We start from the raw sequence: 23,693 nt of genomic DNA, 5'->3' as shown, positions 1-23,693 counted from the left end.
CTCCCCTGACACCTCTATAGTTAGGGCAGCCTAACCTAAATGCGCATCGGGGAAGAGAGCAGCGTGAGCAGTGTGAGCAGCGGAAGCGGCCCGGAGTCGTCCACTGGCACCCGGAGCGGGCCCCAGGGGCAGACCCCGGAATCCTACGACGTCTTCCGCGACCAGTGGGGCATCCCCCACCTGCGCGCATCGGACGAACTCGCGCTCGCCCACGCCCAGGGCCGCGTCACCGCCTTCGACCGCGCCTGGCAGTTGGAGGTCGAACGGCACCGCGCCGAGGGCTCCAGCGCCTCCTTCCTCGGCCCGGACGCCGTCGTCTGGGACCGCTTCGCCCGCCAGAGCCGCCTCGCCGACACCGCCCGCCTCTGCTACGAGGCCATGGCCTCCGACGACCCGTCGACCGCCGCCTGGGTGCGCGCCTACGTCGACGGCGTCAACGCCGGCCTGGCCGCCGGTGCCGCACGAGACGAGCGCTTCGCCCGCACCGGCCTCGCCCCCTCCCCCTGGGAGCCGTGGGTGCCGCTGGCGATCTGGACCGCCACGCACATCCTGTTCGCCGGCTTCCCCACCAAGCTGTGGCGCGAGCGCGTGGCCCGCGCCCTCGGCGACGAGGCACTCACCCTCTTCGCCACCGACGGGCCGCGCATCGCCGGCAGCAACGGCTGGATGGTGCCGGGCGACCGCACCACCACCGGCGCGGCGATCATCGCGGGAGACCCGCACCGCTTCATCGAGGACCCCGGCGTCTACCAGCAGATCCGCCTGTCCTGCCCGGAGTACGACGTCCTGGGCCTCGCCGTCCCCGGAGTCCCGGGCCTCGCACACTTCGGCCACACCGGTTCCGCCGCCTGGGCCATCACCAACGCGATGTCCGACTACCAGGACCTGTACGTCGAGCAGCTGCGCCGCGGCGACGGCACCGGCGTCGCCGTCGTCGAGGCGCTCGGCCCGGACGGGGTCTGGGAGCCCGTCGCGCGCCACACGGAGACCATCACCGTGGCGGGCGGCGGCGACGTCGAGGTGGAGATCCTGGAAACCGCACGCGGCCCGGTGATCGTCCACGCGGACGGCGACGCGGCCGCGGGCGCAGCCCCCGCCGACGGCAGTGCACAGACCCTCTCCCTGCGCTACCCGCCCCGCGTCCGGCGCGACCTCGGCTTCGCCGTCCTCCCCGCCCTGCTGCGCGCACGTACCGTCGCCGACATCGACCGCGCCCTCGACGGATGGGCCGAGCCGGTCAACGTCGTGCACGCCGCCGACACCGAGGGCGGCCTGCTGCACCGCGTCGCGGGCGCCGTGCCGCTGCGCCACCCCGCCAACCGGCTGCGGCCCGTACCCGCGTGGGACCCCGCGCACGCCTGGAAGGGCTGGGCCCCGACCCCGTCCGAACCGGTACAGGGCTTCGCCGTCATGGCGAACGCGCGCGGCATCGCCTCCCCGCTCGGCGTGGAGTTCGCACCCCCGCACCGCGCCGACCGCATCCGCGAGCTGCTCAGCGGCTCCGCGGACTGGTCCCCCGGGGCGATGGCCGAGGTGCACCGGGACACCCACCTGGCATCGGCCGCTCCCCTGCTCGCCCTGCTGCCCGGCCTCGACGACCTGACGCCGGCCGCGCAGGAGCTGCGTACCCGGCTGCTCGCCTGGGACCGGCGGATGGAGGCCGAGAGCACCGACGCCACCGTCTTCGCGGCCTTCCGGACCGCGACCGTACGGCGCTTCGCCGCCGACCCCGTCTTCGCCGGCCTCGCGGGGGCACCCGCCGGACCGGCGGTCTTCCACCCCTGGCTGTACCTGGTACCCAAGATCGGCTACGCGCTCGAAGGCCTGCTGACCACGGACCTCGTACCGGAGTTGGACCGCGCGGCGCACGTCCGTGCCGCCCTGGAGGAGACGGCCGCAGCGGGCTCCCCCGACACCCAGTGGTCGCAGGTCCACCGCCTGACGCCCTGGCAGGCGGTCCCCGACCCGGACGCCCCCGAGTGGCCCGGCCTCGGCGGCGACCACGACTGTGTGAACGCCACCTCCTCCGTCCCCGGCTTCACCGACCTCACCGCTCGCGCGTCGGCCGCCCGTTACGTCTGGGACCTGGCCCGTCGCGAGGACAGCCTGTGGGCGGTGCCGCTGGGCGCGGACGGCGTCACGGGCACCCCCCACCACCGCGACCAGCTTCCCCTGTGGGCACGCTGCGAACTCGCCCCCGTCGTCACCGACTGGGCCCGGCTCACCAAGGAAGCGATATGACCTCCGCCGCATCCCCGTCCCCCCGGCGGCCCGTCCACACGCAGCTCGTCGAGGGCTTCGGCACCGTCACCATCACCCCGGTCGATCCGGCGGCCGACGCCGGCCTCATCCACGACTGGGTCACGCAGGAGCGCGCCCGCTTCTGGGGCATGGGCGAGGCCAGTCCCGAACTGGTCCGGGAGATCTACGAGGACGTCGACCGCCGCACCACCCACCACGCCTTCATCGCGGCCCGGGAGGGTGTGCCGGTCGCGCTGTTCCAGACGTACGAGTGCGAGGCGGACCGGGTCAGCGAGTGCTATGACGCCCGGCCGGGCGACGTCGGCGTGCACCTGCTGATCGGCCCGGCCGAGGGCGCTCCCCGGCCCGGCTTCAGCGCGGCCCTGCTGACGGCCTTCCTCTCCTTCGTGTTCTCCGACCCGGCCACCCGTCGCCTGGTCGCCGAGCCGGACGCGCGCAACGCCAAGGCCCTCGCGCGGCTGGAGCGCACCGGGTTCGTGCTCGGACCGGAGGTCGTGCTCCCAGAGGTCGACCTGCCCGAGGTCTACCTCCCGGCCAAGCCGGCCCGGCTGGCCTTCCTCAGCGCTCCGCAGCGCACCGCAGGAAGCCGCTGACTCGCACCGCCCGGCCCGCCGGGCGCGGGGCGAACGGCGGTTGCCGGCGGGTCGGCTCGCCGGCCGGAGCGGTTTCCCGACCGGCGAATCGCCGCGCGGCCGGGCCAAACCGATCGTTCCGATTGACCGCGTGATTCTGGTCACGCAAGACTGATGCCCCTTCACCAACCCGGCGCTGGGGGGACATTGACCAGCCAGAATCTGCACATCGGGCCGGATGCGGCGGCGGACCGCTACCGCCTGCTCCGGTCCATCGGGCGCGGCGGGGAGGCCGTGCTCTACCTCGCGGAGATCGAACTCGCGGGCAGCGCGGAGCCCGTCGTCGTCAAGGTGCTCGACTCCAGGACGACCATCACGCCCGAGGTGTTCGACCGCATCAGCCAGAAGTGGAACGAGCAGGCCGAGCTGCTGAGATTCGTCCACCGGCCCGGCGTCGTGGGTGTGCGCGAGCACTTCGAGGGACCGCCCATCCACCGGCCCGGGGAGTCGTCCACCCTGACCGGGCGGGCGCTCGTCCTGGTCATGAACCACGTCGACGGACTCGACCTGCGGGACTGGCGGGCCGAGCGCACGCTCGCCACCGCCGCCGAGCGGCGCGAGGTCATGCGGACCCTGGAGCAGCTGGCCGAGGTACTGGACTGGCTGCACTCGGGGAGGGCCACGCCCTCGGGGCGCCAGGTCGTCCACGGCGACCTCTCCCCCGGCAACGTCATGGTCGACGCCCACGGACAGGCCACGCTGGTGGACTTCGGCCTCAGCAAGCTGACCGCCGACCACCGGACGGCGGAGATCTGGTTCACCCCCGGCTACGCGGCGCCCGAGGTGTTCGAGGGCAAGCGGACCCCGGGGACCGACCGGTACGCCTTCGGAGCCATCGCCTACTTCCTGCTCAGCGGGGAGTCCCCGCCGGCCTCGCCGCAGCAGCTGGCCCGGGCAATGGCCGGGCTCCCGCAGATCGCGGTGCTGGACCGCGAGCAGCGCTCCCGGATCACCGACCTCTTCGCGGAGGAGCCCGCCCGGCGGCCGGTGAACCTCACCGGGTGGATGAAGGACCTGCGCCGCGCGGTGGTGTCCACCACGACACCGACGACGTCGCAGCGGGCGCCGCAGGACTCCCCGCCGAAGCCGGCCGCGCCTCCACCGCCCGCCGTGCCGCCCCAGCCGGCCACCCCGCCGGACCGGCCCGCGCAGTCCGTGCCGCAGCCGCCGCCGTACGTGCCGACCGCACCGGTGGCCACGCCGGCCACGGCTCCGCCCGCACCGGCCACGGCTCCGGAGCCGGCCCCGCCCGCGCCGGCCACGGCGACGGCGCCCGCGGCGACGGCTCGGCCACCCGCCGCCGTCCCGGACGCGGTGCCCGCCGGCTACGGCCCGGCGGCGGCGTACCACCCGGGCACGGGCACCCCGGCGGCCGCGGACGTGCCGCCCTCCGCGAAGCCGAGGAGGAAGCGGACCGCGGTGGTCCTGGGCTCCGCGGCCGCCGTGGTGGTGGCGGCCGTGCTCGCGGTGATCGGCGTACAGCTCGTGGGCGACAAGGACAAGGCCGACACCGCGAAGGACGGCAGCGCCGTCGGGGACGGCACCCGCGCGGCCACGGCCCCCGCGTCCCCCACCTCGTCACAGCCCGGAGCCCCGAACGGGGCCACGCCCGGGACCTCCGCGAGCCCGGAGGGCTCCGCGAGCCCGCACGCCCCGGGGGCGGTCAAGGACAGCAACGTCGCCGACCTGACGGTGCGGGCATCGGTCGGGAACGTGGACAACTTCGAGGTCGGCTCCGCCAAGCTGAACACCACGGAGTACGGCGCGGCGCTCCTCGGCAGCTGCTACTACGGTGCGGCCATCGAGTACGACGTCAACCGGGCCTGGTCCACGCTGGAGTTCACCGCCGGGATCGACGACGGTTCGACCGTGGAACAGGCCCGGCTGACCATCTCGGTGGACGACAAGCCCGCGGTCTTCTCCGAACTGGTCCACCTGGGCAGGCCGGTCACCAAGTCCCTCGACATCAAGGGCGCCCTGCGTCTGCGCATCAAGGTGGAAGAGGGCTGCAAGGGCCGCGGCAACGCCGTCCTCGCCGCCCCCGTCCTCACCCGCTGACGGACCCGGACCCGTCCGACACCCCGAGGTCGGCCCGCATGGCCGCGCGCATCTCCCGCAGCAGGGCCCAGATCTCCTGCTGGTCGCGGGAGACGGTGGCCATCGTCTCCCCTTCCTCGGGGGCGCCCCGCTCCAGGCGCTTGACCTGGCCGTAGACCCGGCTCAGGGCGTGGTTGACGGCGCTCGCGGGCCCGAGCACGGCGTCCGGCGCGATCATCTGCGCCTCGGAGTAGCGGTCGCGCTGGGCGTCCTTGGCCTCGTCGAGCGCCTCCCGGTCCGCGTCCTCGACCGTGCGCTCCCGCATGACGTGCAGATGGCGGTTGAGGGCGGTGGTGAACTGCCGGGCGTCCCGGTTGAGGTCTGCGTAGCAGGTCCGTCGCAGCGCCAGGTAGTCACGGATCTCCTCGTGACCGCGCAGGAGTTCCATCTCCCGGCGCTTCGCCCGCTCCGCGCCCCGCTGGGTGAGCAGCGCCCCGCCCAGGGTGCCCACGACACCCACGGCGGCGATGACCATCGCACCGATCTCCACCCTCGACTCCCCCTGTCCTCGGTCGGCTTCGACGGTCCAGTGTGCGGGAGACGACCGAGGCCCCGCACCGACAGGTGCGGGGCCTCGGGAGGTTCGGGCCGCAAAGGCCCGGAGGACTCAGCCCTCGGTGACGCCCAGGCGCTCCAGGATGAGCTCCTTGACGCGCGCCGCGTCGGCCTGGCCGCGGGTGGTCTTCATGACCGCACCGACCAGGGCGCCGACAGCGGCGATCTTGCCGCCGCGGATCTTGTCGGCGATGGCCGCATTGCCCGCGATGGCCTCGTCGACGGCCGCGCCGAGCGCGCCCTCGTCCGAGACGACCTTCAGGCCGCGCTTCTCGACGACCTCGTCCGGGGTGCCCTCGCCGGCGAGAACGCCCTCGATGACCTGCCGGGCCAGCTTGTCGTTCAGGTCACCCGCCGCGACCAGGGCCGCGACCCGGGCCACCTGCGCCGGGGTGATCGGCAGCTCGTCGACGACGACGCCCTGCTCGTTGGCGTTGCGGGCCAGCTCGCCCATCCACCACTTGCGGGCGGCGGCCGAGTCGGCACCCGCCTCGATGGTGGCGACGATGGAGTCCACCGCGCCCGCATTGAGGATCGACTGCATGTCGTGCTCGCTGACGCCCCACTCCTCGCGGAGGCGGTTGCGGCGCACGCGCGGCATCTCCGGCAGACCGGCGCGCAGCTCCTCGACCCACTCACGGGCCGGGGCCACGGGGACCAGGTCGGGCTCCGGGAAGTAGCGGTAGTCCTCGGCGTTGTCCTTGATGCGGCCGGCCGTGGTGGAGCCGTCCTCCTCGTGGAAGTGCCGGGTCTCCTGCACGATCGAGCCGCCGGAGGAGAGCACCGCCGCGTGGCGCTGGATCTCGAAACGGGCGGCGCGCTCGACGGAGCGCAGCGAGTTGACGTTCTTGGTCTCCGAACGGGTGCCGAATTCCTTCGTCCCGTTGGGCCGCAGCGACAGGTTCACGTCGCAGCGCATCTGGCCCTTGTCCATACGGGCTTCGGAGACGCCGAGCGCCTTGATGACCTCGCGCAGCTCGGCGACGTACGCCTTGGCGACCTCGGGGGCCCGCTCGCCCGCGCCCTCGATGGGCTTGGTGACGATCTCGATGAGCGGGATGCCGGCGCGGTTGTAGTCCAGGAGGGAGTGGGAGGCGCCGTGGATGCGGCCGGTGGCGCCGCCGACGTGCAGCGACTTGCCGGTGTCCTCCTCCATGTGGGCGCGCTCGATCTCCACGCGGAAGATCTCGCCGTCCTCCAGCTGGACGTCCAGGTAGCCGTTGAAGGCGATGGGCTCGTCGTACTGGGAGGTCTGGAAGTTCTTCGGCATGTCCGGATAGAAGTAGTTCTTCCGGGCGAAGCGGCACCACTCGGCGATCTCGCAGTTCAGCGCGAGACCGATCTTGATGGCGGACTCGACGCCGATCGCGTTGACGACCGGGAGGGAGCCGGGCAGGCCGAGACAGGTGGGGCAGGTCTGCGCGTTGGGCTCGCCGCCGAGCTCGGTCGAGCAGCCGCAGAACATCTTGGTCCTGGTGCCGAGCTCGACATGGACCTCCAGGCCCATGACGGGGTCGTACGACGCCAGGGCGTCCTTGTACGACAGCAGTTCGGTGAAGGTGGTCACGGTGAAACTTTCCCTCTCAGCCCAGCAGGACGTCGTCGTCGCCCAGACGCTTCAGCTCGCGGTACAGGATCGCGAGGCCGGTGACGATGGCGGCGGCGGACACGGCGGCGTCGACCAGCTTCAGCACGTCGTTCTCGCTGCGGGCCTTCTTGACCTGCTTGATCACGCTGATGGCGCCGAAGGCGGTGGTGCCGATCGACAGGTAGGTGCCGGTCTTGGACTTCTTGAAGCCCTTGGCCTTGGACAGTGCACTGGTGCTCACAGCGACGGTGCCTCCTCGAGCAGCGGGTGACCCCAGCGTGCGACGAACGCGGCCTCGACGGCCGCACCGACCTTGTAGAGGCGGTCGTCCTGCATGGCGGGGGCGATGATCTGCAGCCCGACCGGAAGGCCGTCCTCCGGAGCCAGGCCGCACGGGAGCGACATGGCGGAGTTGCCGGCCAGGTTGGTCGGGATGGTGCACAGGTCCGCGAGGTACATGGCGAGCGGGTCGTCGGTGCGCTCGCCGATGGGGAAGGCGGTGGTCGGGGTCGTCGGGGAGACGATCACGTCGACCTGTTCGAAGGACTTCTCGAAGTCCTTCGAGATGAGCGTGCGGACCTTCTGGGCGGAGCCGTAGTACGCGTCGTAGTAGCCGGAGCTGAGCGCGTACGTACCGAGGATGATGCGGCGCTTGACCTCGTCGCCGAAGCCGGCTTCGCGGGTCAGGGCGGTGACGTCCTCGGCGGACTTGGTGCCGTCGTCGCCGACGCGCAGGCCGTAGCGCATGGCGTCGAAGCGGGCCAGGTTGGAGGAGCACTCGGACGGCGCGATCAGGTAGTACGCGGCCATCGCGAGGTCGAAGGACGGGCAGTCGAGCTCGACGATCTCGGCGCCGAGCTCCTTGAGGAGCTCCACCGACTCGTTGAAGCGCTGGACGACGCCGGCCTGGTAGCCCTCGCCGGCGAACTGCTTGACCACGCCGACGCGCATGCCGGCGACCGAGCCGTTGCGGGCGGCCTCGACGACCGGCGGGACCGGGGCGTCGATGGAGGTGGAGTCGAGCGGGTCGTGTCCGGCGATCACCTCGTGCAGCAGGGCCGCGTCCAGGACCGTACGGGCGCAGGGGCCGCCCTGGTCGAGGGAGGAGGAGAAGGCGACCATGCCGTAGCGGGAGACGCCGCCGTACGTGGGCTTGACGCCGACGGTGCCGGTGACGGCGGCGGGCTGGCGGATGGAGCCGCCGGTGTCCGTGCCGATGGCGAGCGGGGCCTGGTAGGCGGCGAGGGCCGCGGCGGAGCCGCCGCCGGAGCCGCCGGGGATGCGGGTGAGGTCCCAGGGGTTGCCGGTGGGGCCGTAGGCGCTGTTCTCGGTGGAGGACCCCATGGCGAACTCGTCCATGTTGGTCTTGCCGAGGATGACGACGTCGGCCTCCTTGAGCTTGCGCGTCAGGGTGGCGTCGTAGGGCGGGATCCAGCCTTCGAGGATCTTCGAGCCGACGGTGGTCGGGACCCCGACGGTGGTGAAGATGTCCTTGAGGGCGAGGGGCACGCCGGCCAGCGGGCCGAGCTTCTCGCCGGCCTCCCGCTTGGCGTCCACGGCGCGGGCCTGGGCGAGGGCGCCCTCGCGGTCCACGTACAGGAAGGCGTGGACCTTCTCGTCGGTGGCGTCGATGCGGGCCAGGTGGGCCTCGGTCACCTCGACGGCCGTCAGCTCGCCTGAGGCGATCTTCTCGGCGGTCTCGGCGGCCGTGAGCTTGATGATGTCGACCATGGCTGTTAGTCCTCCCCCAGGATCTGCGGCACCTTGAAACGCTGCTGCTCCTGGGCGGGAGCACCGGAGAGCGCCTGCTCGGGGGTGAGCGACGGACGGACCTCGTCCGCGCGCATGACGTTGGTCAGCGGCAGCGGGTGGGAGGTCGGCGGGACGTCTTGGTCGGCGACCTCGGAGACACGGGCGACCGCGCCGATGATGTCGTCGAGCTGTCCGGCGAAATGATCCAGCTCGTTGCTGGACAGCTCAAGGCGCGCCAGCCGTGCGAGGTGGACGACCTCCTCGCGCGTAATGCCAGGCATGCAGCGATCCTCTGGGGGTGGGTGGATGTGTAGGTTCGGGCTCAATCCTATGGGGCCCGGTGCCCGGGCTGCGAAACGGTTTGGCCCGGGCCGCGGCGCGGGCCCGCCGTGCAGGTCCGGGCGCGGTGCCGCCGCGCGGGTGGCTGCGCGGCTCGGCGGCCCCGCTCCTCGATCGCCGGGGTGCGCACCGACCGGGGCGTCGCGGGCGGCGGCGGTCAGACCGCGTCGGCCTCGGCCGCTGCCAGTTCCGCCGTGATGTCCGCCGGGCGGCGCCAACCGCGCTCGCCGCGGGCCAGCAGCCAGGCGGTGGCCTCCTGGGGCGGCATCGCGGCGGCCACCAGCCAGCCCTGGACGGCGTCGCAGCCCAGGTCGCGCAGCCGCTCCCAGGTCTCGTCGTCCTCGACGCCCTCGGCGACGACGAGCAGGCCGAGCGAGTGCGCGAGGTCCACGGTGCAGCGGACGATCGCCGCGTCCTGCGTGTCGACGGCCAGCCGGCCCACGAACGAGCGGTCGATCTTCAGCTCGCTGACGGGGAGGCGGCGCAGGTGGACGAGGGAGGAGTACCCGGTGCCGAAGTCGTCCAGGGACATCTTCACGCCGTGCCCGGTGAGGCCGGCCATGGTGTCCGCGGCGCGCTGGGGGTCCTCCAGCAGGACGTGTTCCGTTATCTCCAGCTGCAGGCCGCTGGCCGGGACCCCGTGGCGGGCGAGCCGCGCGGCCACGGCGCCGGCGAAGCCGGGGGTGTGGACGTCGCGGGGCGAGACGTTGACGGCGACGGGCACCTTGAGGCCCTGGGCCCGCCAGCGGGCCACCTGGGCCAGGGCGGTCTCCAGTACGTACTCGGTCAGGTGCGGCATCAGCCCGGAGGTCTCGGCGATCGCGATGAACTCGTCCGGGGGGACCCGCCCGCGTTCCGGGTGGACCCATCGGACCAGTGCTTCGAGGCCGGCGACCTGTCCGTCGAAGCGGACCTTCGGCTGGTAGTGCAGTTCCACCTCGCCGGCGTCGAGCGCTCTGCGGAGGTCGCCGAGGAGGCCCAGGCGGTCGGGGGTGTTGCTGTCGCGCTTGGACTCGTACACCTCCACGCCCGTGCGGTCCCGCTTGGCCTGGTACATCGCCACGTCCGCGCGCCGCAGCAGTCCCTCCGCGTCCAGCGCGTGGTCGGGGAAGACGGCGAGCCCGGCGCTTGCCTCCAGGACCAGGGTGAGGCCGTCCAGGTCGAGGGGAGAGCTGAGCTCCGCGACCAGGTGGCGGGCGACGCGCTGGGCGCTGGTGGTGGAGTCGGTGACGGGAAGCAGGACGGCGAACTCGTCGCCGCCGAGGCGGGCGGCCTCCGCCTCGTCGGGCAGGGCCTGCCGCAGCCGGTCGGCGATCTGGAGGAGCAGGCGGTCTCCCGCGAGGTGGCCCAGGGTGTCGTTGACCGCCCGGAAGCGGTCCAGGTCGATCAGTACGAGGGCGGCCCGGGTGCCCAAACGTTCAGCCTCGTCCAGGGCGGACCACGCCCGCTCCAGCAGCCACTGCCGGTTGGGCAGCCCGGTCAGCGGGTCCCGCAGCTGCTCCTCGGCGCGCGCCCGGGCGATCCAGAGCGTGGAGTCGAGTGCGATCAGGGGTACGGCGAACAGCGGCAGCAGCACCGGCAGGCTGACCGCGACCACGCAGATGAGGGGTGCGATGCCGAGCAGCGCGACCGCTACTAAGGCCTGTCGGAGCAGGGCGGTCCGGGCGACGGTGGGCAGTCCGCCGCCGCGCGGGGCCAGCGCGATCCACAGCAGGAACCGGGTGGCCAGCAGGTAGGTGACGGCGACGAGGGCGATCTCGGGTACGGCGTCCAGCCCCCAGGTGGTGGGCGGCCAGGGGCTCTCGACGGAGGGCGCCTCGCCGAAGGCGGCGAGGACGAGGGCGGCGGCGCCGATGCCGAGGATGTCGACGGAGCCGTGGAGGAGTCCCTGCCGCCAGCGGTGCCGGCGGGCGGCCCCGACGAGGGAGACCACGGCCAGCGAGACCAGTCCGGCGGGCACCCACCCGTAGAGGATGAGCACGCCGAGGGTGAGGGCGGCGCCCGATCCGGTGCCGCCCCACCAGCGGTCGCGGCCGAGAGCGACCAGGTGGCCGACGATGATGCCGGTGAGGAGGGCCAGCGCCCAGCCGACCGGCCCGCCGGGGAACAGGGCGTGACGGGCGCTCAGGGCGGACGCGACGCCGGTGGTGAGCACCGCGACCGCGAGACCCACGACGACGAAGGGCAGCACGCCGCGCCGCCCCTGCCCGCCCGCGCCGGTGTCGACCGGTCGGGTCTCCGGCGTCCTGACACCCAGGACACCGAGCCTGCCCGCCCGCATGGACGGGATGTCCCCGCCGAATTCAGGTGACGGGTCGGCGCTTTCGGTGGGTTTCATGCCCGTACCTCTCACAGCCGGCGATGCCGATGTCACACGATGGCCCCGATGCCGTGCCACCACGGCCGGAATCGCGTCCCGCAGCCGTGCACGACAGGCGCACCCCTCAACAGTAGGCCGCGGGAGGCTCCCAGGGGCAGCGGTCGGCAGTGGTTGCCCGAATGCGACCCAGCCATCCTCATCAGTACGGTATCCGCCGAACGGGTGAGTTTGGACCGGGGCCCCCCGTCAGTCTTCCGATGATCCGACAGGTCACCGCTCTACGACCAGGCTTGTACCGGCCGTTTACCACCGTCCGCCGCGCCTGGCGTGCGCCCGCCCGTCCGGCCGCACGCCACGCATCCGTTCGCCTTCGCTACTCCCCCTCGGGGATTGCCGTCTCGCTCCTACTCTCCTCCGGCGGTACCGTCCACCGGGAGCGCGGCCTCGCGGGCCGCCTCCGGGCCCTGCTCCAGCAGCACGGCGAAGCCGGCGTCGTCGAGGACGGGCAGCTTCAGCTGGACGGCCTTGTCGTATTTCGACCCGGGGTTGTCTCCGACGACGACGAAGGAGGTCTTCTTCGAGACGGAGCCGGTCACCTTGGCGCCGCGGCTCTGCAGGGCCTCTTTGGCGCCGTCCCGCGTGTGGCTCTGCAAAGTGCCGGTGACGACCACGGTCAGTCCCTCCAGGGGCCGCGGCCCCTCGTCCTCGGCGGAACCTTCCTCCTCCATCCGAACCCCCGCCTCGCGCCACTTGCGCAGGATCTCCTGGTGCCAGTCGACCGCGAACCACTCCTTGAGGGAGGCCGCGATGATCGCACCGACCCCGTCGGTGGCGGTCAGCTGCTCCTCGGTCGCGGCCTCGATCGCCGCGATGGACCGGAACTCGTGGGCGAGCGCCTCGGCCGCGACCGGTCCGACGTGGCGGATGGACAGGCCGTTGATGACGCGGGCGAGGGGGCGCTCCTTGGCCGCGGCGATGTTCTCCAGCATCGCCAGGGCGTTCTTCTTCGGCTCGCCCTTCTGGTTGGCGAAGACCGTGACGATCTTCTCCTCGCCCGTCTTCGGGTCGCGTTTGGGCAGGCCGCTGTCCTGGTCGAGGACGTACGCCTTGATGGGTAGCAACTGCTCGATGGTCAGGGCGAAGAGGTCGCCCTCGTCGAGCAGCGGCGGCCGGGCCGGCTCCAGCGGGGCGGTCAGGGCGGCGGCCGCGACCATGCCGAAGTTCTCGATGTCGAGGGACTGCCGGCCCGCCAGGTAGAACAGCCGTTCGCGCAACTGCGCCGGGCAGGTCTGGGCGTTGGGGCACCGGACGTCGATGTCCCCCTCCTTCATCGGCCGCAGCGCGGTCCCGCAGGCGGGGCACTCGGTCGGCATCTCGAACTCCCGCTCGGTGCCGTCCCGCAGGTCCACCACCGGCCCCAGGATCTCGGGGATGACGTCGCCGGCCTTGCGCAGGACGACGGTGTCCCCGATGAGCACGCCCTTGGCCCGGACGACCTCCTGGTTGTGCAGGGTGGCGAACTCCACCTCGGAGCCCGCCACGGTCACCGGCTCGACCTGTGCGTACGGGGTCACGCGGCCGGTCCGCCCCACGCCGACCTTGATGTCGATCAGCTTGGTGTTGACCTCTTCGGGGGCGTACTTCCAGGCGATGGCCCAGCGCGGGGCGCGGGCGGTGGAGCCGAGCCGTCCCTGGAGGGCGATCTCGTCGAGCTTGACGACGACGCCGTCGATCTCGTGCTCCACCGAGTGCCGGTTCTCGCCGAACTCGGCGATGAACGCGCGGACCTCGTCGAGGGAGGAGAGCACCTTGTTGTGCCGGGCGGTGGGCAGGCCCCATTCGCGCAGCAGCTCGTACGCCTGCGACTGGCGGTCGATCTCGAGGCCCTGGCGGGCGCCGATGCCGTGGACGACCATGTGCAGCGGGCGGCTCGCCGTGACCTTGGGGTCCTTTTGGCGCAGCGAACCGGCCGCGGCGTTGCGCGGGTTGGCGAACGGCTTGCCCTCCGCCGCGACGAGTCTCGCGTTGAGCTCCTCGAACTTCTCCATCGGGAAGTACACCTCGCCGCGGATCTCGACGAGGGCGGGGATGCGGTCGCCCGAGAGGCGGTCGGGGATCTCGGCGATGGTGCGCACGTTGGGGGTGATGTCCTCACCGGTGCGGCCGTCGCCGCGGGTGGCCGCCCGGGTGAGGCGGCCGTGCTCGTAGGTGAGGTTGACGGCGAGGCCGTCCACCTTCAGCTCGCACAGGTAGTGGTAGTCGGAGGTGCCGGTGTCGCGGGCCACCCGCTCGGCCCAGGCGGCCAGTTCCTCGTCGTCGAAGGCGTTGTCGAGGGAGAGCATGCGCTCGCGGTGCTCGACGGAGGCGAAGTCCGTCTCGTACGCCCCGGCCACCTTCTGGGTGGGCGAGTCGGGCGTGCGCAGCTCCGGAAACTCCTCCTCCAGGGCCTCCAGCGAGCGCAGCAGCTGGTCGAACTCGGCGTCGCTGACGACCGGCTGGTCGTTGACGTAGTACCGGAAGCGGTGCTCCTCGACCTGCTCGGCCAGCAGCTGGTGCTGTTCGCGCACTGCCGCCGGTACCGCCGTGTCCTGCTGTTCGGCTGCCATGCCGTGTCCTCCCGTGGCCCGTCTCGACCGTCACTCAGGGTTGTCGGCGAGCGACCTCGCCGCTCTGACGCAATGCGCCTGCACCGCGCGGGCGTAGGCGGGCGAGGCGCCCGCCAGACCGCACGCGGGGGTGACCACGACGGACTCCGCCAGAGTCCCCGGAGCCAGCCCCAGCCTGCGCCAGAGCTTCCTGACACCCATGACGCTACCGCCCGGGTCCGACAACGGACCGTCGGTGCCGGGCACCACTCCGGCGAAGAGCTTCGTCCCGCCTTCGACGGCTTCCCCGACGGCGTCGTCCTCGCGCTCCGTGAGCAGTGAGAAATCGAACGACACGCCCGCGGCGCCGGCCCGCCGCAGCAGGCCGAAGGGGACCTCGGGCGCGCAGGAGTGGACGACGACCTCACCGTCGTGGACGGCGATCAGGTCGCGCAGCGCACCCTCGACGACCTGCCGGTCCACGGCGCGGTAGGTGCGGTAGCCGCTCGCCGAGCGGATCCGGCCGCGCAGGACGGCCGTCAGGGACGGCTCGTCGAGCTGGAGCACGATCTCGGCGCCGGGGATCCGCCTGCGCACGTCGGCCAGGTGCTCGCGCAGGCCCTCGGCGAGGGATCCGGCCAGGTCCCGGCAGGCGCCGGCGTCCTGCAGCATCGCCTCGCCGCCGTGCAGTTCGAGGGCGGCGGCCAGCGTCCACGGTCCGACGGCCTGGACCTTGAGCCGGCCGGTGTAGCCCTGGGTGAACTCCTCCAGGGCGTCCAGGTCCTCTCCCAGCCAGGACCGGGCCCGGCGGGTGTCGCGGCCGGGCCGGTCGCTGATCCGCCAGCCGCTGGGCTCCACGTGCGCGTACATGTCGACGAGCAGCCCGGTCGAGCGGCCGATCATGTCCGCGCCGGGCCCGCGGGCGGGCAGCTCGGGCAGGTAGGGGAAGTCCTCGAAGGAGCCGGTCGCCGTCTTGGCGGCCTCACGGGCGTCGCCGCCGGGCAGCGAGCCGACTCCGGTCGCGCCGGCGCTCATCGGCCCGGCCTCACGGACAGGTCGTTGACCTCGGCGTCGCGCGGCAGGTCGACGGCCATGACGATGGTGGTCGCGACGGATTCGGGGTCGATCCAGGCGGCGGGGTCGTACTCCTTGCCCTCCTGGGAGTGCACCTTGGCCTGCATGGGGCTGGCGGTGCGGCCCGGGTAGACGGAGGTGACGCGGATGCCGTTGCCCCGCTCCTCGGCGCGCAGGGAGTCGGCGAGTGCCTTGAGGCCGTGCTTGGAGGCGGCGTACGCGCTCCAGTCGGCGTGGGCGTTGAGGCCGGCGCCGGAGTTCACGAAGACGACGGTGGCCTTGGAGGCGCGCAGGGTGGGCAGCAGCAGTCGGGTCACCTCGGCGGGGGCGACGAGGTTCACGTTGAGCTGCTGGTGCCAGGTCTTGGGCCGCAGGTCCCCCACCGGTCCGAGGTCCACGATCCCGGCGATGTGCAGGAGCGAGTCGATGCGCTCGGGGATCGCCTGCTTCGAGAAGGCCCAGGAGAGCCGGTCGGGGTCGGCGAGGTCGCCCACGAGGACCCGGGCGCCGGGGTAGCGCTCGACGAGCTGCTTGCCGCGGGCGGCGTCGCGGGCCAGGAGGACGAGGTCGTCGCCCCGGGCGTGCAGGCGGGTCGCGACGGCGGCGCCGATGCCGGAACCGGCACCGGTGATCAGGTGAGTAGCCATACCGCCCATGCTCGCAGGTCCCGCAGGCCGGGGTGGGAGAAGCCCCGGGGCCGGCGCCGGCCCCGGGCAGCACCGCGATCGACTCCCCCGCCCCGGCGGCGGGTACGCCTCCCGGACCACCGTACGGGGCGCCGCGCCGAGAAGCGGTCCGCCGCTCGGCGCCGGGCCGGGACCCGGCGCCCCGGCCGTCACCGCAGCCCGGCGGGACCGTTCGAGCGCCGCCGCCCGGTCCGCGGTGGCGGCCGACGGGAGGCCGGCGGCGCCGGCCGTGCCGCGGGTGTGGGGGCCCGGAGACCGGGGTCAGGTGCCGGCGACCGCCGCGTAGGCCCGTTCCACGGCGGTGCGGGCGCCGGCAGCCTGCTCCGCCGAGACGGCAGGGGCGAAGCCCCGGCCGATCGTGGCGTGCGGGAGCGCCGCGACGAGCCGTGCCCGCACATCGTCCCGCGGCTCGGCCCACCGCCGGAGCGCCTGCGCCCGTACGTCGGCCTGTGCGGCGGCGGGGTCCGGTGCGGGCGGGGCGAAGCGGCCGCCGCAGGCGCGTTCGTGCTCGCTCCAGCGGTCGGCCCAGAACTCCACGGTCCAGCCGGGCCGGCGCGCGGCCATGTGTCCGGCGTGGGGCACGGTGCCGCTCAGCCACCACCCGACCCTGCGGGCCGCGGGGTCGATGTGGATGCCGGCCTCGGCGTGCCCCGCGTACCCGGTGTGGGCGGGCGCGTCCGCGAGCCGGTCGAGGAGCGCGGGGCCTTCGGCGACGGGGTGGTCGGCTATGTGGGCGAGGACGTGGCAGCGGCCGGATCCGACCGTGATGACGGCGGCCAGGGGGTCGGGGTCGGCCAGCTCCTCGTCGTCGGCCTCCAGGGCCGGACCGGGGCGCACGCCGCCCCACTCGTCCGCCGGGTCCAGCCCGAGATGGTCGCGCAGGCCGCTCTGCCCGTCGTAGAGCCAGCGGACCTCCCAGCCGGGCCAGGCGAGGCCGAGCAGCCGCAGCCAGGCGGCGCGGGTGCGCAGGGCGACCGACGGGCCTTCCTGGGCGAAGGCCAGGAGCAGCTTGCGGGCGGGGTCGATCAGGGCGCCCGCCTCGCACATGTCGTCGTCGTACCCGGGGCCTTCCGTCAGCCGGTGGCCCGGACGAACGGCAGGAGCGCCTCGGGGCCGCCGAGCAGGTCGAGGTCGAGGCCGACGGCGCCGAAGGAGGAAGACCGGTGCTCGTACCCGTCGGGGCCCACGCTCACGAAGGTGGCCCGGTTGCCCATCAGAGGCCGGCCTCGGCGCGCAGGGCCGCTGCCGTCTTCGAGGCGTCGTAGTCGGCCGGGACGCCCTCGACCAGGACGGCCTCGCCCGCCATGTGGCGCGTGCGCAGCGGGAGGATGGCCTGGTAGGCGTCGGAGGCGTACCAGGCGCGGGCCCGCTCGATGTCGGGGAAGCCGATCACCACGACCGTGCCGGGGAAGGGGCCCTCCAGGACCTCGACCTGCTTGCCGTGCACGAGGAAGCGGCCGCCGAAGGGGTCCATCGTCGACTGGATGGCCTCGATGTAGGCGAGGACGTCCTCATGCATCGTCTCGGGGCGGAGGTGGGCGATGGCGTACGCGGTCATGGTCTGCTCCCTCGTCGGCTGTCGGCGGCAACGGTCCGCCGGTGCGGACCTCGGTCCGATCGTGTCAGCGGGCGACGGCGGTGGCGATTACCTCAGGGGTCATGCCGGGGCGGCCTGGAAGGTGCGCCGGTAGGCGATCGGGGAGACGCCGAGGGACGCGCGCATGTGCTGGCGCAGGGAGCCCGCGGAGCCGAAGCCGGACCGGTGGGCGACCAGGTCGACCGGCAGGTCGCTGGACTCCAGCAGGTGGCGGGCCGTCTCCAGGCGCTGGGCGGTGAGCCACTGGACCGGGGTCATGCCGACCTCGTCGCGGAAGCGCCGGGTGAAGGTGCGCAGGCTCATCCGGGCGTGGGCTGCGAGCTCGGCGAGGCTGACCGGTTCGGCGAGGCGTTCCAGGGCCCAGGCGCGGGTGGCGGTGGTGCTGGCGACGGTGGGTTCGGGGACCGGCCGGTCGATGAACTGGGCCTGTCCGCCGTCGCGCCAGGGCGGTACGACGCACATGCGGGCGGCCCGGTTGGTGGCGGCGACGCCGTGGTCGCGCCGGATGAGGTGCAGGCACAGGTCGACTCCGGCGGAGACCCCGGCGGAGGTCAGCACATCGCCGTCGTCGACGAAGAGGACGTCCTCGTCGATGCGGACCCGGGGGTAGGCGCGGCGGAATTCGTCGGCGAGGTTCCAGTGGGTGGTGGCGGGGCGGTCGTCGAGGAGGCCGGCGGCGGCGAGGACGTAGGAGCCGGAGCAGATGGACACCATGCGGGTGCCGGGGCGGATGCCGGCGATGGCCCCGGCGACCGCGGGTGGCAGCGGCCCGCCCCGGGCGAGCTCGGGCATGGCGTGGGTGGGCGGCACGATCACGGTGTCGGCGGCGGCCAGGGCCTCGGGTCCGGCGGCGGGCTGGAGGGTGAAGCCGGAGTCGCTGGGCACGGGGGCGCCGTCGGCGGTGCAGACGACGACGTCGTAGAGGGGTTCGCCGTCGTCGTCCACGGCGCTGCCGAAGACCCGTGACGGGATGCCCAGCTCAAACGGCGGGAAGCCGGGCAGGGCCAGGACCGCGACCAGGTGCCGGCCGTTCGCGCCGGTCCCCCGGGGGGTCGGGTCCTCGGTGTGCTCCTCGATGGCGGCCATGGCCAGATCCTGTCACACAGTGGCCAAACGGCCAATACCACGAGGACGGGCCCTGCCCGAAGGTGGAACACGTCGCCGGGAGAACGACCCGGTACCCCGACACCGACGGATGGAAATGAGGCGGACTGAGATGCGTGCGATCGTCGTCAACGAGTGGGGCGGCCCGGAGAACCTGGTCGAGCGGGAGATCGAGCGCCCCGAGCCGGGTCTGGGCGAGGTCCTCGTCCGTGTCCACGCGGCGGGCGTCAACCCGGTCGACTGGAAGACCCGCGCCAGCGGCGCCCTGATCGCCTGGGGGGAGACGCCGATCGTGGGCTGGGACGTCTCCGGCACGGTCGAGGCGGTCGGCCCCGGTGTGACCCTGTACGCCCCGGGCGACGAGGTCTACGGCATGCCGCTCTTCCCGCGGCAGGCGGGCGGCTACGCCGAGTACGTGGTGGCCCCGGCGCGGCACTTCGCGCGCAAGCCCGCCTCCCTCGACCACGTGCAGGCGGCGGCGCTGCCGCTGGCGGCGCTCACCGCGTGGCAGGCGCTGGTGGACACGGCCGGTGTCACGGCGGGCCAGCGGGTGCTCGTGCACGCGGCGGCCGGCGGCGTCGGGCACCTGGCGGTGCAGATCGCCAAGGCGCGCGGCGCCTACGTGATCGGCACGGCCAGCGCGGCCAAGCACGACGTGCTGCGCGGGCTGGGCGCCGACGAACTGGTCGACTACCGCTCGGTGGACTTCGCCGAGGCGGTCGCGGACGTCGATGTCGTCCTGGACGCGCTGGGCGGCGACACCGCCGAGCGCAGCCTGAAGGTCCTGCGGCCCGGCGGTCACCTCATCTCGCTGCCCGGTCCGGACTCCGTCCCGGCGGACGCCGCCGGGGTGAACGCGGCCTGGGTGCTGGTGGACCCCGATCTCAAGGGCCTGGAGGCCGTCGCAGACCTCGCGGACCGCGGACTGCTGAAGCCGCTGGTGGAGACGGTGCTGCCGCTCTCGCAGGCCGCCCGGGCGCACGAGATCGGCGAGCAGGGCCGGACCACCGGCAAGATCGTCCTGACGGTGGTCTGACCCGCGGACCCGGTCGGCCCTCAGACGGCGGCGGCGGCCCGGGTGGTCGTGGCGATGGTGGCGGAGCCGACCACGCGGGTGCCGTCGTAGAGCACGATCGCCTGGCCGGGGGCCACGCCGCGGACGGGCTCGGTGAAGGAGACGCGCAGCTCGCCGTCCACGACCTCGGCGAAGACCTCGCTCTCGCCGCCGTGGGCGCGCAGCTGCGCGGTGTACGTGCCCGGGGCGGCGGCCTCGGCGCCGCACCAGCGGGGCCGGATCGCGGTGAGGGCACGGACGTCGAGGGCCTCGGCGGGGCCGACGGTGACGGTGTTGTTCACCGGGGAGATGTCGAGGACGTAGCGCGGCTTGCCGTCGGGGGCCGGGTGGCCGATCCGCAGGCCCTTGCGCTGGCCGATGGTGAAGCCGAAGGCGCCCTCGTGGGTGCCGATCTTCTCGCCGGACTCGTCGACGATGTCGCCCTCGGCCTTGCCGAGCCGGTGCGCGAGGAAGCCCTGGGTGTCGCCGTCGGCGATGAAGCAGATGTCGTGGCTGTCGGGCTTCTTCGCCACGGCGAGGCCGCGGGCCTCCGCCTCGGCGCGGATCTCGTCCTTGGTGGTGAGGGTGTCGCCCAGCGGGAAGAGGGCGTGGGCGAGCTGCTTCTCGTCGAGGACGCCGAGGACGTAGGACTGGTCCTTGGCCATGTCGGAGGCGCGGTGCAGCTCGCGGGTGCCGTCCTCCTTCAGCACGACGGTGGCGTAGTGGCCGGTGCAGACGGCGTCGAAGCCGAGGGCGAGGGCCTTGTCGAGCAGCGCGGCGAACTTGATCTTCTCGTTGCAGCGCAGGCAGGGGTTAGGGGTGCGCCCGGCCTCGTACTCGGAGATGAAGTCCTCGACGACGTCCTCGCGGAAGCGCTCGGCGAGGTCCCAGACGTAGAAGGGGATGCCGATGACGTCGGCGGCGCGGCGGGCGTCGCGGGAGTCCTCGATGGTGCAGCAGCCGCGGGCGCCGGTCCGGAAGGACTGGGGATTGGCGGAGAGGGCGAGGTGGACACCGGTCACGTCGTGCCCGGCTTCGACGGCGCGGGCGGCGGCGACGGCGGAGTCCACTCCGCCGGACATGGCGGCCAGGACGCGAAGGGGGCGGTCGGTGCGCGGCAGGTTCTCAGTCATAGCACCGTCCAGGGTACGGGGGAACCCAGCGGGGTCACAGCGCGTTACTCGGGTCAGGGGGGTGGATCACATGACCGAGCAGGGGAACGCGGGATCGAAGCCGAGGGGCCGCACGCGCAGGGCTGTGCTGCTGGGCGGGCTCGGGGTCGTCGCGGCGGGGGCGGTCGCCGGCCGGGACGAGATCCGCCGCGCGTGGTGGCTGCTGCCGGGGGTGGCCAAGCCGCGCAAGGAGGGTGAGATCGACCACGCGGGCGCGGGATGGACGGCGGCCTCGCCGGCGAACTGGCGGATGGCGGACCGGCCCGACGACTACCGCGTCGACCGGATCGTCGTGCACGTCACACAGGGTGGCTTCCGGTCCTCGGTGGACGCCTTCAAGAACCCCTGGCACAAGGCGTCGGCGCACTACATAGTCCGCGGCGACGGGCACGTGGAGCAGATGGTGCGCGAGCTGGACGTGGCCTTCCACGCGGGCAACCGCTCGATGAACGAGCGCAGCGTCGGCATCGAGCACGTGGGCTTCGTGGACCGGCCGAAGGACTTCACGGACGCCATGTATGCGGCGTCGGCGCGGCTGGCGGCCGACATCTGCCGGCGGTACGACTTCCCGGCGGACCGCAAGCACATCGTCGGGCATGCGGAGGTGCCGGGTGCCGACCACACGGACCCGGGCGACCACTGGGACTGGGACCGCTACATACGCATGGTCCGGGAGGCCCTGGCGGCTTCGGCCTGAGCCTCCCGGTGCGCTCAGCTGAGGCCGGCCGTCCGGGCGCGCTCGACCGCGGGGCCGATGGCGGCGGCCAGCGCGGCGACGTCCTCCTTGGTGGAGGTGTGGCCGAGGGAGAAGCGCAGGGTGCCGCGGGCCAGCTGCGGGTCGGTGCCGGCGGCCAGCAGGACGTGGCTCGGCTGGGCGACGCCCGCGGTGCAGGCCGAGCCCGTGGAGCACTCGATGCCCTGGGCGTCGAGCAGGAGCAGCAGCGAGTCGCCCTCGCAGCCGGGGAAGCTGAAGTGCGCGTTGGCCGGCAGCCGCTCCTCGGGGTCTCCGCCGAGGACGGCGTCGGGGACGGCGGCCAGGACGGCGGCCACCAGTTCGTCGCGCAGGGCACCGATCTCGGTGGCGAAGTGCTGGCGCCGCTCGGCGGCCAGGACGGCGGCCACCGCGAAGGCGGCGACGGCGGGCACGTCGAGGGTGCCGGAGCGGACGTGCCGCTCCTGCCCGCCGCCGTGCAGGACGGGTACGGGGCTCTGGTCGCGGCCGAGGAGCAGCGCTCCGATGCCGTAGGGGCCGCCGATCTTGTGGCCGCTGACGGTCATGGCGGCGAGGCCGCTGTCGCCGAAGTGGACGTCGAGCTGCCCGAAGGCCTGGACGGCGTCGGAGTGCAGGGGGATTCCGGCCTCGCGGGCGACGGCGGCCAGTTCGCGGACCGGCATGACGGTGCCGATCTCGTTGTTGGCCCACATGACGGTGGCGAGGGCGATGTCGTCGGGGTTGTGCTCGACGGCCTCGCGGAAGGCGTCGGGGTGGACGCGCCCGTAGCGGTCCACGGGCAGGTAGTCGACCCGGGCACCCTCGTGTTCGGCGAGCCAGTGCACGGCGTCGAGCACCGCGTGGTGCTCGACCGGGCTGGCGATGACCCGGGTCCGGGCGGGGTCTTCGGCTCGCCGGGCCCAGTAGAGGCCCTTGACGGCGAGGTTGTCGGCCTCCGTGCCGCCGGCGGTGAAGATCACCTCGCTGGGGCGGGCGCCGATCGCCTCGGCGAAGGCCTCGCGGGCCTCCTCGACGGTACGGCGGGCCCGGCGGCCGGCGGCGTGCAGGGAGGAGGCGTTCCCCGTGGCGGCGAACTGCGCGGTCATCGCCGCGGCGGCCTCCGGCAGCATGGGGGTGGTGGCGGCGTGGTCGAGGTAGGCCATGATCCCCCGATTCTACGAGCCCGCCCGTACCTCTCCGCCCGGCGGGATGCGATCCGGCCGGGTCACGGGGCCGCGGCGGGCCGCCGCTCCCCGGCCCGGCGTCCGATCACATGCGCAGGGCCCGGGCCAGCTGGCGGGACTGCGCGACCAGGTGGTCGGTGGAGTCCCAGACCTCGGCGTCCTCCTCCAGGAAGCCGCCGGCCAGGTTGCGGGTGGTGATGGAGATCCGCAGCGGGCCGGGGGCAGGGCGGCGGCGGATGTGCGTGGTGAGTTCCACGGTCGGGGTCCACGCCACGAGGCCGAGGTCGAAGGCGGTGGGCGGCAGCGCGTCCACCGCGAGGAGCAGGGAGAGCGGGTCGGCGTCGCGGCCGTCGGCCAGCTCGAACCAGGCCCGCATCTCGCCCTTGCCGGAGGGAGCGCCGACGGCCCAGCCGGCGGTCGCCGGGTCCAGCCGCAGCCGGAGCCGGTCGACGATGGCGGAGCTGCCGGGGATCGGCGCGGGGCCGGCCTCCGGGCCGATGCAGTTCTCGTAGGAGGGCATGAGCGGCGGCACCGCCGCCGTCCGCACGTCGTCCGGAAGGGACGCGAGGTCGCCGTAGGAGGCGAGGACGCGGATGCGCTCCACCTCGTTGCCGTGCTCGTCGTACTGGAAGAGCGAGGCCTGGCCGGTGGAGAGGGTGCGGCCGACCCGGACGACCTCGGTGCGGATCACGGCGGGGCCGGGCACGGAGGAGGTCAGGTAGTGCGCGGACACCGTGAAGGGGTCCGGGTGCGGGAGGGTCGCCGACAGGGCCCGGCCGACCAGGGCCAGCAGGTAACCGCCGTTGACGGCGGCGATGATCGTCCAGCCGGCGGAGAGCTCCGCGTCGTACACGCCGGGCTCGCCGGCGCGTTCGGTGATGGCGGTGTCGCGGTCGAACTCGCTGTCACCGATGGATGCCTGGGCAGCTGCATATGACATGCAAACGACGGTACACCGGCTTGCTACTAAGCGGTAGCTT

21 protein-coding genes are annotated in these 23,693 nt (G+C 73.4%); 5 read left to right on the top strand and 16 right to left on the bottom strand.

Annotated features, from left to right (window positions below; translation table 11 throughout):
- The first annotated feature begins 39 nt into the window (after nt 1-39).
- The 3 genes from IF89_RS0119215 (at nt 40) to IF89_RS49065 (ending at nt 4,952) form a co-directional block, all read left to right on the top strand.
- Nucleotides 40-2,241 (top strand): penicillin acylase family protein, encoded by a 2,202-nt coding sequence (locus IF89_RS0119215; protein ID WP_078628398.1) that lies wholly within the window; start codon nt 40-42, stop codon nt 2,239-2,241.
- Nucleotides 2,238-2,855, top strand: a complete 618-nt coding sequence (locus IF89_RS0119210; protein WP_030769217.1) for a GNAT family N-acetyltransferase — start codon at nt 2,238-2,240, stop codon at nt 2,853-2,855. The genes IF89_RS0119215 and IF89_RS0119210 overlap by 4 nt, the downstream gene beginning before the upstream one ends.
- Nucleotides 2,856-3,041: 186 nt before the next feature.
- Nucleotides 3,042-4,952 (top strand): protein kinase domain-containing protein, encoded by a 1,911-nt coding sequence (locus IF89_RS49065; RefSeq protein WP_030769214.1) that lies wholly within the window; start codon nt 3,042-3,044, stop codon nt 4,950-4,952.
- On the opposite strand, the gene IF89_RS0119200 is transcribed toward IF89_RS49065, so the two are convergent.
- The 13 genes from IF89_RS0119200 to IF89_RS0119140 form a co-directional block, all read right to left on the bottom strand.
- On the bottom strand, nt 4,942-5,481 hold the full coding sequence (locus tag IF89_RS0119200; protein WP_234327805.1) for a hypothetical protein: 540 nt from the start codon (nt 5,479-5,481) through the stop codon (nt 4,942-4,944). The two genes, IF89_RS49065 and IF89_RS0119200, sit on opposite strands and share 11 nt — an antisense overlap.
- A 117-nt stretch (nt 5,482-5,598) precedes the next feature.
- Nucleotides 5,599-7,113, bottom strand: a complete 1,515-nt coding sequence (gene gatB / locus IF89_RS0119195) for an Asp-tRNA(Asn)/Glu-tRNA(Gln) amidotransferase subunit GatB (RefSeq protein WP_030769209.1) — start codon at nt 7,111-7,113, stop codon at nt 5,599-5,601.
- A gap of 16 nt (nt 7,114-7,129) precedes the next feature.
- Nucleotides 7,130-7,375 carry a hypothetical protein gene (locus tag IF89_RS0119190; protein ID WP_030769206.1) on the bottom strand — a complete coding sequence of 82 codons (246 nt, stop codon included), beginning with the start codon at nt 7,373-7,375 and terminating at the stop codon, nt 7,130-7,132.
- A complete protein-coding gene (gene gatA, locus IF89_RS0119185) occupies nt 7,372-8,865 on the bottom strand; it encodes an Asp-tRNA(Asn)/Glu-tRNA(Gln) amidotransferase subunit GatA (RefSeq protein WP_030769203.1) in 1,494 nt (497 codons plus the stop codon). Before gatA ends, IF89_RS0119190 begins: the two co-directional genes overlap by 4 nt.
- A gap of 5 nt (nt 8,866-8,870) precedes the next feature.
- Nucleotides 8,871-9,167, bottom strand: coding sequence for an Asp-tRNA(Asn)/Glu-tRNA(Gln) amidotransferase subunit GatC (gatC, locus tag IF89_RS0119180; RefSeq protein WP_030030671.1), 297 nt, complete (start codon nt 9,165-9,167; stop codon nt 8,871-8,873).
- A 215-nt stretch (nt 9,168-9,382) separates the two neighbouring features.
- Nucleotides 9,383-11,563 (bottom strand): bifunctional diguanylate cyclase/phosphodiesterase, encoded by a 2,181-nt coding sequence (locus IF89_RS0119175; RefSeq protein WP_234327804.1) that lies wholly within the window; start codon nt 11,561-11,563, stop codon nt 9,383-9,385.
- Nucleotides 11,564-11,949: 386 nt separating this feature from the next.
- Nucleotides 11,950-14,151, bottom strand: a complete 2,202-nt coding sequence (gene ligA, locus IF89_RS0119170) for an NAD-dependent DNA ligase LigA (RefSeq protein ID WP_030769195.1) — start codon at nt 14,149-14,151, stop codon at nt 11,950-11,952.
- Nucleotides 14,152-14,181: 30 nt separating this feature from the next.
- Complete coding sequence (locus IF89_RS0119165) at nt 14,182-15,165, bottom strand: methionine synthase (RefSeq protein ID WP_030769191.1); 984 nt, start codon at nt 15,163-15,165, stop codon at nt 14,182-14,184.
- Nucleotides 15,162-15,851: an SDR family oxidoreductase gene (locus IF89_RS0119160; RefSeq protein WP_030769188.1), complete on the bottom strand. Its 690-nt coding sequence runs from the start codon at nt 15,849-15,851 to the stop codon at nt 15,162-15,164. The genes IF89_RS0119165 and IF89_RS0119160 overlap by 4 nt, the downstream gene beginning before the upstream one ends.
- A 300-nt stretch (nt 15,852-16,151) precedes the next feature.
- Entirely contained in the window at nt 16,152-16,937 is a 786-nt protein-coding gene (locus tag IF89_RS0119155) for a hypothetical protein (protein WP_030769187.1), read from the bottom strand.
- A 26-nt stretch (nt 16,938-16,963) separates the two neighbouring features.
- Complete coding sequence (locus IF89_RS46025; protein WP_158717888.1) at nt 16,964-17,104, bottom strand: hypothetical protein; 141 nt, start codon at nt 17,102-17,104, stop codon at nt 16,964-16,966.
- Nucleotides 17,104-17,448 carry a DUF1330 domain-containing protein gene (locus tag IF89_RS0119145; protein WP_030769185.1) on the bottom strand — a complete coding sequence of 115 codons (345 nt, stop codon included), beginning with the start codon at nt 17,446-17,448 and terminating at the stop codon, nt 17,104-17,106. Before IF89_RS0119145 ends, IF89_RS46025 begins: the two co-directional genes overlap by 1 nt.
- 99 nt (nt 17,449-17,547) lie before the next feature.
- Nucleotides 17,548-18,573, bottom strand: coding sequence for a GlxA family transcriptional regulator (locus tag IF89_RS0119140; RefSeq protein WP_030769181.1), 1,026 nt, complete (start codon nt 18,571-18,573; stop codon nt 17,548-17,550).
- Nucleotides 18,574-18,703: 130 nt separating this feature from the next.
- Here IF89_RS0119140 and IF89_RS0119135 point away from each other — a divergent pair, with 130 nt between their 5' ends.
- A complete protein-coding gene (locus IF89_RS0119135; protein ID WP_030769178.1) occupies nt 18,704-19,627 on the top strand; it encodes an NADP-dependent oxidoreductase in 924 nt (307 codons plus the stop codon).
- Nucleotides 19,628-19,647: 20 nt separating this feature from the next.
- Here the strand turns inward: IF89_RS0119135 and mnmA are convergent, their stop codons facing one another.
- Nucleotides 19,648-20,778 carry a tRNA 2-thiouridine(34) synthase MnmA gene (gene mnmA, locus IF89_RS0119130; protein ID WP_030769175.1) on the bottom strand — a complete coding sequence of 377 codons (1,131 nt, stop codon included), beginning with the start codon at nt 20,776-20,778 and terminating at the stop codon, nt 19,648-19,650.
- 70 nt (nt 20,779-20,848) lie between these two features.
- Here mnmA and IF89_RS0119125 point away from each other — a divergent pair, with 70 nt between their 5' ends.
- Nucleotides 20,849-21,514 (top strand): N-acetylmuramoyl-L-alanine amidase, encoded by a 666-nt coding sequence (locus IF89_RS0119125; RefSeq protein WP_030769173.1) that lies wholly within the window; start codon nt 20,849-20,851, stop codon nt 21,512-21,514.
- Nucleotides 21,515-21,528: 14 nt separating this feature from the next.
- On the opposite strand, the gene IF89_RS0119120 is transcribed toward IF89_RS0119125, so the two are convergent.
- Together IF89_RS0119120 and IF89_RS0119115 are read right to left on the bottom strand one after the other, a co-directional pair.
- Entirely contained in the window at nt 21,529-22,692 is a 1,164-nt protein-coding gene (locus IF89_RS0119120) for a cysteine desulfurase family protein (protein WP_030769169.1), read from the bottom strand.
- Nucleotides 22,693-22,798: 106 nt separating this feature from the next.
- Entirely contained in the window at nt 22,799-23,653 is an 855-nt protein-coding gene (locus IF89_RS0119115; RefSeq protein ID WP_030769166.1) for a thioesterase family protein, read from the bottom strand.
- Between the last annotated feature and the right edge of the window lie 40 nt (nt 23,654-23,693).

It is taken from the genome of Streptomyces sp. NRRL F-2664 (assembly GCF_000719345.1).
Lineage (GTDB): Bacteria > Actinomycetota > Actinomycetes > Streptomycetales > Streptomycetaceae > Streptomyces.
The sequence above is the reverse complement of the archived record's forward strand: the minus strand, read 5'-3'. Positions and strand labels throughout refer to the sequence as shown.

Bases quoted from the DNA above. Each gene is read 5' to 3' on its own strand.
- IF89_RS0119115 (WP_030769166.1), bottom strand. From the start codon at position 23,653: ATGTCATATGCAGCTGCCCAGGCATCCATCGGTGACAGCGAGTTCGAC.
- IF89_RS0119160 (WP_030769188.1), bottom strand. From the start codon at position 15,851: ATGGCTACTCACCTGATCACCGGTGCCGGTTCCGGCATCGGCGCCGCC.
- IF89_RS0119210 (WP_030769217.1), top strand. From the start codon at position 2,238: ATGACCTCCGCCGCATCCCCGTCCCCCCGGCGGCCCGTCCACACGCAG.
- IF89_RS0119125 (WP_030769173.1), top strand. From the start codon at position 20,849: ATGACCGAGCAGGGGAACGCGGGATCGAAGCCGAGGGGCCGCACGCGC.
- IF89_RS0119135 (WP_030769178.1), top strand. From the start codon at position 18,704: ATGCGTGCGATCGTCGTCAACGAGTGGGGCGGCCCGGAGAACCTGGTC.
- ligA (WP_030769195.1), bottom strand. From the start codon at position 14,151: ATGGCAGCCGAACAGCAGGACACGGCGGTACCGGCGGCAGTGCGCGAA.
- IF89_RS46025 (WP_158717888.1), bottom strand. From the start codon at position 17,104: ATGGGCAACCGGGCCACCTTCGTGAGCGTGGGCCCCGACGGGTACGAG.
- IF89_RS0119145 (WP_030769185.1), bottom strand. From the start codon at position 17,448: ATGACCGCGTACGCCATCGCCCACCTCCGCCCCGAGACGATGCATGAG.
- IF89_RS0119120 (WP_030769169.1), bottom strand. From the start codon at position 22,692: ATGGCCTACCTCGACCACGCCGCCACCACCCCCATGCTGCCGGAGGCC.
- gatC (WP_030030671.1), bottom strand. From the start codon at position 9,167: ATGCCTGGCATTACGCGCGAGGAGGTCGTCCACCTCGCACGGCTGGCG.
- IF89_RS0119140 (WP_030769181.1), bottom strand. From the start codon at position 18,573: ATGGCCGCCATCGAGGAGCACACCGAGGACCCGACCCCCCGGGGGACC.
- IF89_RS0119165 (WP_030769191.1), bottom strand. From the start codon at position 15,165: ATGAGCGCCGGCGCGACCGGAGTCGGCTCGCTGCCCGGCGGCGACGCC.
- IF89_RS0119155 (WP_030769187.1), bottom strand. From the start codon at position 16,937: ATGTGCGAGGCGGGCGCCCTGATCGACCCCGCCCGCAAGCTGCTCCTG.
- IF89_RS0119215 (WP_078628398.1), top strand. From the start codon at position 40: ATGCGCATCGGGGAAGAGAGCAGCGTGAGCAGTGTGAGCAGCGGAAGC.
- gatA (WP_030769203.1), bottom strand. From the start codon at position 8,865: ATGGTCGACATCATCAAGCTCACGGCCGCCGAGACCGCCGAGAAGATC.
- IF89_RS0119175 (WP_234327804.1), bottom strand. From the start codon at position 11,563: ATGAAACCCACCGAAAGCGCCGACCCGTCACCTGAATTCGGCGGGGAC.
- mnmA (WP_030769175.1), bottom strand. From the start codon at position 20,778: ATGACTGAGAACCTGCCGCGCACCGACCGCCCCCTTCGCGTCCTGGCC.